Annotated in this window: 7 protein-coding genes and 1 pseudogene; 4 read left to right on the forward strand and 4 right to left on the reverse strand. The window is 44.0% G+C overall.

Going from position 1 to position 12476, the window contains the following annotated elements; genetic code table 11:
• The first annotated feature begins 37 nt into the window (after positions 1 to 37).
• Entirely contained in the window at positions 38 to 1171 is a 1134-nt protein-coding gene (locus AB4232_RS16550; protein WP_372087551.1) for a JmjC domain-containing protein, read from the forward strand.
• A 144-nt stretch (positions 1172 to 1315) separates the two neighbouring features.
• Here AB4232_RS16550 and AB4232_RS16555 read toward each other — a convergent pair whose 3' ends face one another.
• Positions 1316 to 3433 carry a methyl-accepting chemotaxis protein gene (locus AB4232_RS16555; RefSeq protein WP_372087552.1) on the reverse strand — a complete coding sequence of 706 codons (2118 nt, stop codon included), beginning with the start codon at positions 3431 to 3433 and terminating at the stop codon, positions 1316 to 1318.
• 513 nt (positions 3434 to 3946) lie between these two features.
• Between AB4232_RS16555 and emrD the strand changes: the two genes are divergently transcribed.
• From emrD to xthA, 3 genes are all read left to right on the forward strand, one after another.
• Positions 3947 to 5152 (forward strand): multidrug efflux MFS transporter EmrD, encoded by a 1206-nt coding sequence (gene emrD, locus AB4232_RS16560; RefSeq protein ID WP_029223912.1) that lies wholly within the window; start codon positions 3947 to 3949, stop codon positions 5150 to 5152.
• Positions 5153 to 5483: 331 nt separating this feature from the next.
• Positions 5484 to 7574: a S9 family peptidase gene (locus AB4232_RS16565; RefSeq protein ID WP_372087553.1), complete on the forward strand. Its 2091-nt coding sequence runs from the start codon at positions 5484 to 5486 to the stop codon at positions 7572 to 7574.
• A 169-nt stretch (positions 7575 to 7743) separates the two neighbouring features.
• Positions 7744 to 8550, forward strand: a complete 807-nt coding sequence (xthA, locus tag AB4232_RS16570; protein WP_017102068.1) for an exodeoxyribonuclease III — start codon at positions 7744 to 7746, stop codon at positions 8548 to 8550.
• A gap of 136 nt (positions 8551 to 8686) precedes the next feature.
• Here the strand turns inward: xthA and AB4232_RS16575 are convergent, their stop codons facing one another.
• The 3 genes and pseudogenes from AB4232_RS16575 to AB4232_RS16585 all read right to left on the reverse strand — a co-directional run.
• Positions 8687 to 11422: an ImpA family metalloprotease gene (locus AB4232_RS16575; protein WP_065678767.1), complete on the reverse strand. Its 2736-nt coding sequence runs from the start codon at positions 11420 to 11422 to the stop codon at positions 8687 to 8689.
• 199 nt (positions 11423 to 11621) lie between these two features.
• Positions 11622 to 12299 carry an ABC transporter permease gene (locus tag AB4232_RS16580; protein ID WP_009846321.1) on the reverse strand — a complete coding sequence of 226 codons (678 nt, stop codon included), beginning with the start codon at positions 12297 to 12299 and terminating at the stop codon, positions 11622 to 11624.
• 2 nt (positions 12300 to 12301) lie between these two features.
• Positions 12302 to 12476: pseudogene (locus AB4232_RS16585) on the reverse strand (arginine ABC transporter permease ArtQ); the annotation flags it as partial.

Below are 12476 nucleotides of genomic sequence, written 5' to 3' on the forward strand. Positions count from 1 at the left end.
GCATCTAGCATCTAGCATAAAAACATACAGGATTCACATGTACCAACTTAGCTTTTCTATGCCCGAATTTCTTGAAAACTACTGGCATAAAAAACCAACCATCTTGAAAGGTGGCTTCCAAAACTTCGTCGACCCAATTTCGCCGGAAGAACTTGCTGGTTTATCGATGGAAGAAGAAGTGGATTCTCGCTTTGTCTCTAACCTCGACAATCAATGGACTGCAGAACATGGTCCATTCTCAGAAGAGAAGTTTGGCGAACTCACTGAAACACATTGGCAATTGATCGTTCAAGCGGCTAACCACTGGCATCAGGGTGCCAATCAGCTGACTGAAGCGTTCCAAGCGTTACCAAACTGGTTATTTGACGATCTAATGATCTGCTATTCAGCACCAGAAGGTGGCGTAGGCCCCCATATTGATCAATACGATGTATTCATCATTCAAGGCCAAGGTAAACGCCAGTGGAAAGTCGGCGCAAAAGATATTGGCCAATACAAAGAGACCGTTCAAGCTTCTGCACTTCGTCAAATCGAAGGTTTTGACCCGATCATTGATGAAACTTTAGAGCCGGGCGATATCCTTTATATCCCACCAGGTTTCCCGCATGAAGGGAACACTTTAGAGCCGTCAATGAGCTACTCTATTGGCTACCGCTCCCCTAAAGAACAAGAGCTGATCAGCAACTTTGCCGACTTTGTACTTGCTCATGATATGGGTGATGTTCACCTGCATGATCCAGAGTTCAAAACGCAAGAAGGCTACGGCAAAATTCGTTCATCGGATTTAAGCAATCTCACTGACATGTTGAAATCTGCACTAGAGCAACCTGAAACCATCAGTGAATTCATGGGGTGTCTGCTAAGCCAATCACGCCACCAGCTAGATATCGTCGCTCCTGAGCCATTATGGACAGAAGAAGAGATCGCCCAACACTTAGAGTCAGAAGGCGAGATCTGTCGAGTATCGGGGTTAAAGGCGCTATACCATGAGAATGAAAGCAACACAGCTTACATCAATGGAGAAGTCGTTAAAGTTGAACAGGCGGATTCTTATCTACTAAACGTACTGTGTGATGATTCGGTAATTAGCTCAACAACTAATCTTTCTCCTTCAGGTGTAACCGTCGTGACGGAATTGGTGAATAAAGGTTACTGGTTTATCGAAGACTAACTTCGTTAATCGGTTTCACGGATATCGCCAAGCCCTAAAGCGTTAGAGCCCAAGAAAAATAAAAGGGACAAATGAAATCTTCATTTGTCCCTTTTTCTATTCAATTGTTAACTAAGCTTAAAAGCTATACAGTGAACAACTAGACTAAACCTTGAACTGATTAACCAATTTCTGCTGCTGTTGGGACAGTTGGTCAATTTCGCTACCCACTTGTTCAGAAGCTGCTGCTTGATCCAAGATCTTCGCACTCAAATCACGGATATTAACGACACTTTGGTTCACTTCACCGGAAACCGATTGTTGCTCTTCTGCCGCTCTCACGATCTGGTTGTTCATATCACTGATCGCTTCTATAGAAGTAAAGATCGAACCCAGATCTTCGACCGCTTTTTGAACATGTAATGCCGTGTCGTTAGCGAGAATATTACCTTCTTGTATCGCTTCAACGACATCTTGAGTGCCCGCGTGGACTTTGTCGATCACCGCTCTGATTTCACCAACCGATGACTGTGTGCGGCTTGCTAGATTTCTTACCTCATCAGCAACGACGGCAAAACCTCGACCTTGCTCACCTGCACGAGCCGCTTCAATCGCGGCATTCAATGCCAGTAAGTTGGTTTGCTCAGAGATCCCTTCAATCACACTTAAGATCTCAGTGATGTTACCGTTATTTTTAGCCAACTCTTCAACAATAGGCACGGCACTCGACATACGATCCACCAGCTTTCTCATTTCACCGGCAGAAAGTTCGATAACCTGTTGGCCTTGCTGAGCAGAACGATTTGCCTCGCAAGCGGCATCAACGGCTATTTCAGCATTTTGTACCACTAAGCCCGAAGTCTGAGTCATCTCTTCTGCCGCGGTCGCCACAAGATCCACTTCTTTAAACTGAGACTCACTACTTTCACGAGTACTTGATGCAGAGGCCTTCGCTTGGCTTGTCGTGCTCGCCACTTGCTCAGTGGTCTGAATCACCTCTTTAATCGTGTGTTGAAGCTTGTCTAAGAACAGGTTAAACCCTTGTGACAACTGACCAATTTCGTCTTGAGATTTCACTTCCAAGCGTTGCGTTAAATCACCTTCACCAGAAGCAATATCGTTCAGTCTCTCAACCACCTGTCGAATAGGCTTAACAATGGACAGTGAAGCAAAAGCGATGATCGCTAAACCGAAAAGAATAAAGCTAATACCCGCAATCACTTCAGTCTTAATACCTTCACTTAGCTTAGTACTAATAATGGCATCCAATTGATTCGCGTCAGCAACCACACTCTCTCTTGGAATCTCAAACAGCACACCCCAAGTTTGGTTAGCAGCGATAACAGGTGCAAATGCGAGTAACCACTCACCATTCTCACTCCATTGAGTCGTGACTTCACCACCAAAGATAAAGTCCGTCATTAGATCGCTACTTGTATTGTTGCTTTGAAAACTCGAACCAACCGCAATACTTGAATCATCAGAAGCGATAACGGAACCGTCTAAGCTAACGACGTAAACCGCACCTGCACCTTCAAACAAGCTTTGATCCGATTGAGTGACAACATTGGTTAAACCATCGAGCCTTAAGTCGATGCCCAAGAAACCAATCGCCACATCATCAACGATGATAGGCACCGAAATCGAAGACGTAAGCAGTTCTTGACCACCGCTACTCACAACTCTTGGCGTACTAATACACGTTTGTCCAGATGACAAAGGACAGAAAAAGCGTTCGCTATTGCTGTTATCACTCAATGTTGATTCTGATAACACGTTTGGAAGAACATTCTCGCCATTATCTGCGACCTTCCAATAAGGAGCAAAACGCCCTCTTTCATTCGAGCCGACATAATCCGCATCGACATAATTCGCATCTTCAGCATCAAGTAAATCGGGCTTGAAGACTAGGTAAGCCCCTTGAATAGAATCAAAGTTCAAAACGGAACGACGAACCATTTCATCTAACGCAGTACGAAGCTCTTCACTTGGGGTAAAGTTTTCGTCTGCGTTGTTCTTTAGAAACTGAGCACTAGAAGCCAACATTTCTGCTCGATAAATAGCTTCATCGACATAACGTTGAGTTTCTTGAGCATTAAGCTGAGAAACGGATGCCAACAACTGTTGAGTTTTGTTAATCACCGATTCTGAGCTTTGAGATTTTATGACCTGTTGATTGCTCGTCGCGTTGTAGATCGAGAAACCAATGAGAGACAGTGACGTAATGATTAAACAACAACCTGCTAAGAGGGTTATTTTCCACTGTACTGATAGAGAGCGCATTTAATATCCTTATTTAAGCCAAAAGACTTCCATAACCGTAACCATCACATTAGTAACAAACTGCTATGCACAATGTGAATGAGTTAGACGAATAGCTTAGCGGATAATTACAGCACAAATTACGTGCATATAAAACGAAAGTTTATAGAAATGTTAATAAATCGTGTATTTTGTCTGTTATTGATTTGATTTCAAGAGCTTTCAGCTTGTCAGACTTAGGCATCTTTGTGCCTACGCTTCCGGTCATGAATAACGCAAATTGATTCAGAGCAATTGCAACATTTCAAGGAAGCCAACGACTCCTTTTTATTTTATAACCTCAATAAATTCGGATTAGTTTTTATAATCCAAGCTATAGATTTTTATCTTGATCAACTTCACACTTTTTGGTTGCTAAGTAGACGCTCAATCTCTAATATCTCGCGCCTAGATTCCCAGGTTACTTTACTTATTTGGCTCTCCTTAATGGAACGCCAAGGCTTTTTACGTCCTAATTTTTGGAGAGATACGCAAATGTCCGCCTCGTTTCCATTAGCGAAACTTACCTTTTTAATCGCTATCCTGACTGCCGTGGGTCAAATGACTCAAACAATGTACGTGCCTTCTATCGGTCATATGGCGGGTGAGTTCTTGGTGTCAGCATCTTCGCTTCAAGCTGTGATGGCGTGCTACCTGATCCCTTATGGTCTGTCGCAATTTGCATACGGTCCACTTTCTGATCGCCTAGGTCGCAAACCAATCATCGTCGTCGGTTTGATCATCTACATCATCGGTACTTTGGTGGCATTGTTTGCTCACGAATATGAATGGTTCTTAGCAGGTAGCTTTATACAAGGTTTGGGCATCGGTTGTGGTGGTGCGATGTCTCGTACATTGACTCGCGACTGTTTTGAAGGCGCAGAACTGCACCGCGCAAACAGCTTAATTAGCATGTGTGTGATTTTCTCACCATTGATGGCTCCTGTATTAGGTGGGTACTTAACAGAAGCTTTCGGTTGGCGTTCTAGCTACTTGTTCCTGGCGCTGTTTGGTATCGCAGTGGTGATCACCATGATGACGAGCATGATGGAAACTCTGCCAAAAGAACGACGCAAACATGAATCGGTTGCCAACAGCTACAAATTCGTTCTATCTGACAAACGTTTCCAAGGTTTCTTATTGGTATTGGTCGCAACATTTGCAGGTGTAGCGGTATTTGAAGCTGCGGCAGGTGTATTGCTTGGCGGGGTACTTGGCTTGCCAGCAACCACAGTAAGCTTGTTGTTTGTATTACCCATTCCAGGTTACTTAGTCGGTGCTGGCCTATCCAGTTACATCGCACAACGTAGCAGTGAGCGCCGCGCTCTGAATGTTGGACTAGTTGCTATCTTGGTAGGGTCTACCGTGGTGTTGATACCAGGTCTATTTAGTCAAACAACAGCATTAACTTTGATTGGCGGTGCTACGATTTACTTTTTGGGCGCTGGTATCTTATTTCCGGCGGCAACAACAGGGGCGCTTTCGCCATTCCCGTACCACGCAGGTACTGGAGGTGCGATTTTGGGTGGTATGCAAAACCTAGGTGCTGGCATCGCAACACTATTGGCCTCGTTCTTCCCAGCTCAAGACCAACTGCCGCTCGGTTGCTTGATGATTGCAATGTCATTCATCGCCATGCTTGGTTTACGTTGGGTTAATCGTAAACCTGACCATTCAAACGAAATGCCATTGGCTATCTAAAGTAAACTCTACCTCAGCTCAAACAACGAAGAGGGACATACTGAAAAGTGTGTCCCTTTTTCATTGCACGTTTTCCCCCAGCTCACATCTACCATCGATTCCATTAAACATTACTTTGATTTATTGAAAACAATAACAGACACTTACGCTGAAAGTACCAATCCAGAATCCCATTATAAATAACATCACTGGAAGAAAACTAACCACTAAAGGATGCTGGCATTAAAACGAGTAAGGTACACAATAGGATATACAGATGCGTTTCGCTTTAACCACATTAGCCGTATCGGCCGCACTTGTCGCCGGATGCAGCAATCAAGGAATAACAACCATGGACCACAACTCTCCATCGCAACTCATCGCACATCAAACCCAAGCTCCCGTAGCTAAGAAAGTCCCTCATGCAATGACGATTCATGGTGATACCCGAATCGATGATTATTACTGGATGCGTGATGATGAGCGCCAAGATTCAGAGATCTTGCAGCATCTTGAGCAAGAGAACCAGTACGCAGAGGCCGTGCTGAAACACACTGAAGCATCACAAGAACAGTTATTTGAAGAGATAAAAGGCCGAATCGCAAAAGACGACCATTCGGTTCCAGTTCGCAAAGGCAGCTACTACTACTCGAATGAAGTCACAGGTGACAACGAATACCCAGTTCACTTGCGTGAAAATGACTTTTTAGGTACAGACAAGCAAGTCATCTTAGATGTTAACGAACTAGCAAAAGACCATGAATTTTTCAGTATTGGTGGCTTAACGATCAGCCCAAGCGAAAACTTGTTGGCCTATGGCGAAGACACGCTGAGCCGCCGTATTTACACCATCAAGATTAAAGACCTCACGACAGGTGAATACCTAAAAGATGAAATTGAAGGTGCTTCGAGCACTATTGCATGGCAAAACGACAACCAAGCCTTTTACTACATCAAAAAAGATCCACAAACATTACTTGGTTATCAAGTTTACCGTCATGTTTTGGGCACACCTCAGACAAGCGATGAGTTAATCTACGAAGAAACCGACAGCGCTTACTACACCTCTTTGAGTAAAAGCAAAGATGGTGAACAGGTCTACATTTGGCACTCGAGTACAGAAACCAGCGGTGTTTCAGTCATAGATGCCAACAACCCAAACGCTAAAGCTGAAGCTTTCTACCCACGAGAAACGGGTATCGAGTACAGCATCGCTAAGCTAGGTGATTGGTACTACATCTACACCAACTACCAAGCGGTCAACTTCCGTTTAATGAAAGTCACTGCTGAAGAGATGCATGACCGCTCTAAATGGGTCGATGTCATTCCTGCTGACGAGAATACTCAGCTTGTTGACTTCGAGCTGTTTGATGACCATCTGGTTTACGAGCAACGTGCGAATGGCTTGTCTACAGTGAAAGTTCGTCAACTCTCAACAGGGAAAGAGTTCCCACTTGAATTTAACGACACTGCTTTTGCTGCTTACCTAACAAGTAACTATGAATTAGATAACTCAAAAGTTCGCGTCTATTACAGCAGCTTAACCACGCCAGGTACTTACTATGATTTCGACCTAAGTTCAGGAGAATCCGAAGTCATGAAACAAACACCTGTATTGGGTGATTTCGAAGCGGATAAATACCAATCAGAGCGAATTATGGTAACGGCTCGCGATGGTAAGCAAGTACCTGTGTCTTTGGTATATCGCAAAGACTTATTCAAGAAGGACGGCACTAACCCAATCTACCAATACGGCTATGGCTCTTACGGCTCTACGATTGAACCTACCTTCAGCTCAACTCGCCTAAGCCTACTGGATAGAGGTTTTGTTTTTGCGATAGCTCACATCCGCGGTTCAGAAATGCTTGGTCGCCCTTGGTATGAAGATGGCAAAAAACTGACCAAACAAAATACGTTCAACGACTTTATCGATGTAACCAAAGGGCTGGTTGAAGAAGGCTACGGCGCACAAGATAAAGTGTTCGCCGTTGGTGGTTCTGCTGGCGGTCTATTGATGGGCGCAATCATCAACCAAGCACCAGAACTGTACCGTGGCATCGGAGCACATGTTCCGTTTGTAGACGTTGTCACAACCATGCTTGACGAATCGATTCCTCTCACCACCAACGAGTATGACGAATGGGGCAACCCGAACGAGCAAACCTATTACGATTACATGCTAGGTTACTCACCATATGACAATGTGAAGGCTCAAAGCTACCCGAACATGTTGGTAACAACAGGCCTGCATGACTCACAAGTGCAATACTTTGAACCCATGAAGTGGGTGGCGAAGCTGCGTGAGATGAAAACAGACAACAACGTGCTGCTGTTCAAAACCGATATGGAAGCTGGTCACGGTGGCGCTTCCGGTCGATTTAAGCGATTAAAAGAAGACGCACTTGAATACGCGTTCTTTTTAGACTTGCTAAAGACTCAGTAGATTCTGCGTAAAAGTGAGTATTCACACCATTTTGTCGCCATTTAGGGGCGACAAAATGGCGACAGAAATTATTAAGCATGCTTAAATACGATTAATCATGAAACCCACCAAATCAGCAAGCCCTTGAAAAGCAAGCAATCACAAGGGTTTACGAGAGGTATAAAAACAAATGAAAGTAATCAGCTTCAACATCAATGGCCTTAGAGCCCGTCTTCATCAGCTTCAAGCTATTATCGATAAGCACCAACCTGATGTGATTGGTCTACAAGAGATCAAAGTGCACGATGAAGCCTTCCCGCTAGCCGATGTTGAAGCTATGGGTTACAAGGTCTACTTCCACGGTCAAAAGGCTCACTACGGTGTGGCTATGCTTTGTAAGCAAGAGCCAATTTCGGTACAAAAAGGCTTTCCTACAGACAATGAAGACCATCAAAAGCGTATGATCATGGCGACGTTTGAAGATGAAAACGGTGAGAAGGTCACTGTACTAAATGGTTACTTCCCTCAAGGCGACAACATTAAGCATGAAACCAAATACCCGTACAAGCGCCAGTTCTACAAAGACTTAATGACGTACCTGAACGATTACCACAACAAAGATGAACAAGTGATCGTAATGGGCGACATTAATATCAGCCCTACCGATATTGATATCGGCATTGGTGAACCTAATGCGAAACGTTGGTTGAAAACCGGTAAATGTTCTTTCCAACCAGAAGAACGCGAATGGTTGAAAACATTGATGGATTGGGGCTTTGTGGACAGCTTCCGTTTACTACACCCTGAAGTGAACGATCAATACTCATGGTTTGATTACCGCTCAAAAGGCTTCGTGGACAACCGCGGCCTGCGCATTGATGTGGTACTTGCGACTCAGAAGCTTGCTGACAAGTGTACTGAAGCGGGCATCGACTACGAACTACGCGGCATCGAAAAACCGTCAGATCACGCGCCAATTTGGTCGACGTTTAAGTAGTTACTTTTAGGTAACAGAACTTAGCCATATCAAGTAGCTGGTAAATCGTGTTCACTAGGCTAACCAGAAGCGAATAACGAAAGAGAGGAGTTAATATCTCCTCTCTTTTTTCTTCGTGACTCTATCTGCCATATACCTAATTAAGCGGCCAAGCGGTCGTGCCGTCAACATCTAACGGCGTCTTAGCAAATTCATCTAAGCAATAGCCTTGATTAGACGATGCAAAATATGTCAAAGGCATGTTACTTAGACTAAGAGCTGTGACTTGTTGCTTCGCTTTATCACTGAAACTGAATCCCCACATATCTAAGTATTGCTTCATATCCCTTTCTGCTACGTAGCTTAATGCGATAAGCAACCAGTCATTGTTGGTGATGCCTTCGGCTTCTTGTTTGGTGTAATCAGAAAAACCAATAGAGCCTTTACCGTTGTTCCAAAGAGTATCACTGGCTTTCAAGCGATTAAACTCGCGTTCAATCAAGTGTAAGCGCCCTAGTAAATGCCAACCTGAATTCAATACACCTTGCTGCTCAGTCAACATCATCATTTGAATGAACATACGAGCCCCCCAACTCCAACCCGTTTGATTTTGAGCCGCCATAAAAGCGTTTGGATCTGGCTGAGTTCGGCTCTGCTGTAAAAGTTGATACTGCCCTTTAAAGTCTAGGCTTTGGCAAGACGATACCTTTGCCGTATCTTTGTAATACTTTGATTTACTGAAATACGAATAGTAGTTGGTTGTTGAGTGGCCTTCCCACCCAGAGAATCTAAAACGTCCTCTTTCCAGTCCATGACCAAGCTCGTGCAAATCACCATGCCCTAGAGGATGAAAAGACCAATAAGCATCGTAAGGGTTTCCTGAACAACCGTAACCACAAGTCGCTTGATCGGCATTCATGTGCTTTACAATATCAATGTTCGCAATTTCCCAGCCCTTTGCCTCTCCGTATTGGTGTATTTCAGCAATTTCATCAATTCCTGGCCCTTTGAAACCCGCAAGTGCATGAGGAAGGTTGTGTACGTAACGCTCTGTGGCGAGAGCCATATCATGCGGCTGTGCCCAATCAGAAGCTCCGATAGACTCTTTCATCTTGTCTAGTTTAGAGTGAACTTCAAATCCGGGAGTCACCAACTCAGCCCAGTCAAAGTTACCTTCTTCGAGCTGCGCGACAAAGCTATCGTTGTCCGCTTGACTTCGCCAAACAGGGTGTTGGGCAACATTTTCAAAACGCAGCTCTACATCGATATCGTTGGTATCAAAATGAACTTGTAATGTCCCGCCATAGGCAGAGGTCAGGTATATCGTTTCTCCATGTTTTACGGGGTAAGTTACCGAAGTCAAAAACTTCGGCCTTGCATAGCCGTCTTTACCCGAAAACTCATGAGTCGCACCGCTACGTAGTGTGTTAAGGGCAATCGACGTTGCCACTTTGTTATTATCTAATCGCGTCACTTTGATCGTCTTACCCGGTAAGGCATATACACCCGCCGCACGGAAGTTTTTCTTTGACTCTAAAGTAATAATCTTGGTGATGAGAGGGACATTCTTAAAGTTCTTGGTGCTGAAGTTCCCTAAACTCGGCTGTGCTGCGTTATGTTGTCGAGTGTTGTATGTCGCGTAATCACTGTAATACGACCGAAGAAAGTCGATTCTATCTGTTACGTCTTTACCCATTGGGTACTTAACGTCTTGTCGGTAGCGATCAGCAAGTAGCAGTAACAGCTTTTCATATTCGTAGTTCTTGGATGCAAAGAGATCAATTTTTTTGCTATCAAGCGTCGTTAGGTGTGAACGAATACTGTTCGCGGCCTTATAGAACTCTTCATCCATGTTGGACTCATCTGGGCAAGATTTGTCATCACATAAATTCAAGTCAACAGTGAAACTATCGAGTTTCAGGCGCTGTAAAAGTGCTTGTTGTTTGACGATATTATCTGGCATTCGATCAATCAGTTGCGTTGAATCCCAATTTGACAGCCCTAGCCTGCGCCAATAGTTATCACCAACATACGTCATATGCATTTCTGCAAATAGTGCGTTGCCTAAGTCCGTCATACCGCCATCAAGATGCAAATACAGTACGGGAATCTTTTTGTTGAACGCCAAACGTAACCCCGTCATTACATCGTTAATTTCGTCACCATCATTTAACTTTTGAGACAAAATCAATAAATCAGGGTTGTTCGTTTCAATACATTGGCTTAATTTGCTGCCGTCACAGGCGTTGTCATCATTGATAACCATCGAAGGATTGATGTTGCTCGTTAGCCAGTTTCGCGTTGCTTTGTCATCAGGAAAATAATAAGACTGCTCCATCTGAGCCAAGACAACATTCTTAGGTGAACTTGTGCCTGATGCCCAACCCACCAAGTTTTTTAACCACACATCCATTTCTGCGTTGACTGAATCCGTTGAACGTTGCTTAGTTCGAAATGGGTTACTTGCTAACGCAGCGTAACGACTACCGCTCGATGTATAACCTGCAATACCAATCGCAAGCTCTTGGTCAGTATATCCACTCTGCATCGCTTTATTGGTTTGCAGGATGACATCGTTGAAGCCGTAAGTTGGTAAGATTATCGCGGCATCGTGTGTTGGATCCCAATGAAGATTGCGCAGCGGCGTGCCGTCTGAATTTTTAGACAGAGACTGTTTAATTTGACTGTAATCGGATTTGTATTGGGCAACGAGCGCTTGGCTGGCGTCAATAAACTCATTGGCATTAGATACAAGGGATGCATCTCCGGATTCAAGCGCTTTTTGTACCGCCGTTTTACTCGGAGGTTGAGCGGAATCACTAGAACCACCACATGCAGAAAGTAGTAGAGACGACGGCAAAATTAGACACAAAGATAAGATGTTTTTTTTCATTGTTATACGACACTCAAAAAAATTGGAGCAAGTGTATCTATGGGTTCACTTAAGTCAATTGATTCGACTAATGGGTTCGTAATTTATGGAGTGAATTTAACAAATACCACTTAAACTTATTGGTACCCGAACAATTGAATTGAAATTAAAAACGGCGCTACAAGAGCGCCGTTTGTCTAAGAAAATCTGTATCGTAGAGTTAACTTAACGGCCTTAGGTAAGCAAGGAAACGCTTCTCTGCGAATTTGAAAATCGCAATGATGATAAACGTTAGCGCCATGTAGAATAGACCTGCAGTTAGGAAAGACTCGAATGGAGCGTAGTAGCGAGAGTTGACCAAACGTGCAGCACCAGTTAGATCCATAATGGTTACGATACCTGCTACCGCTGAACCATGAAGCATAAAGATAACTTCGTTACTGTAAGCCGGTAATGCACGACGTAGAGCACTTGGTAAAATGATGCGGCGGTATGTCTTGGGTGTGCTCATACCATACGCTTTTGCTGCTTCAACTTCACCTTTCGGTAAGCCATTAATAGCACCACGAATGATCTCTGCAGTATATGCTGATGTGTTTAGAATAAACGCAACTAAAGCACAGAACCACGCGTTTTCCCATAGTGTATCTTTTACTGGGAAGAATTGGTCCATACCGTAGTAAATCAGGTACAACTGCACCAATAACGGCGTACCACGGAAGAAATAAATGAACGACCAAGCTGGTGCATTAATCATCATATTTGGACTGTTACGAGCGATAGCTAATGGTATGGCTACGAATAAGCCAACAATCAAAGCGACACAAACCATCCAAGCCGTTGTCCACAAACCACCAAGGTAAATCGGCAGGCTTTCAATTATCAATGAAAAGTCCATAACTACCTCGCGTGGATACTGAATTTACGTTCAACCAACTTAAGTAAGCCCGTCGAAACACTGGTGAAGAATAAGAAGATGATTGCTACCGTCATATAGAAGGTAAATGGCATTTTGGTTGAGCCCGCCGCCAGAGCGCTAACACGTACCATGTCTTCAAGGCCAATAATAGAAACC

The organism is Vibrio sp. 10N.286.46.A8 (genome assembly GCF_041470165.1).
GTDB lineage: Bacteria > Pseudomonadota > Gammaproteobacteria > Enterobacterales > Vibrionaceae > Vibrio > Vibrio tasmaniensis_A.

What these genes read in the sequence shown, in the direction of transcription:
- AB4232_RS16550 (WP_372087551.1), top strand. Translation starts at nt 38, where the DNA reads ATGTACCAACTTAGCTTTTCTATGCCCGAATTTCTTGAAAACTACTGG.
- AB4232_RS16555 (WP_372087552.1), bottom strand. Translation starts at nt 3,433, where the DNA reads ATGCGCTCTCTATCAGTACAGTGGAAAATAACCCTCTTAGCAGGTTGT.
- emrD (WP_029223912.1), top strand. Translation starts at nt 3,947, where the DNA reads ATGTCCGCCTCGTTTCCATTAGCGAAACTTACCTTTTTAATCGCTATC.
- AB4232_RS16565 (WP_372087553.1), top strand. Translation starts at nt 5,484, where the DNA reads ATGGACCACAACTCTCCATCGCAACTCATCGCACATCAAACCCAAGCT.
- xthA (WP_017102068.1), top strand. Translation starts at nt 7,744, where the DNA reads ATGAAAGTAATCAGCTTCAACATCAATGGCCTTAGAGCCCGTCTTCAT.
- AB4232_RS16575 (WP_065678767.1), bottom strand. Translation starts at nt 11,422, where the DNA reads ATGAAAAAAAACATCTTATCTTTGTGTCTAATTTTGCCGTCGTCTCTA.
- AB4232_RS16580 (WP_009846321.1), bottom strand. Translation starts at nt 12,299, where the DNA reads ATGGACTTTTCATTGATAATTGAAAGCCTGCCGATTTACCTTGGTGGT.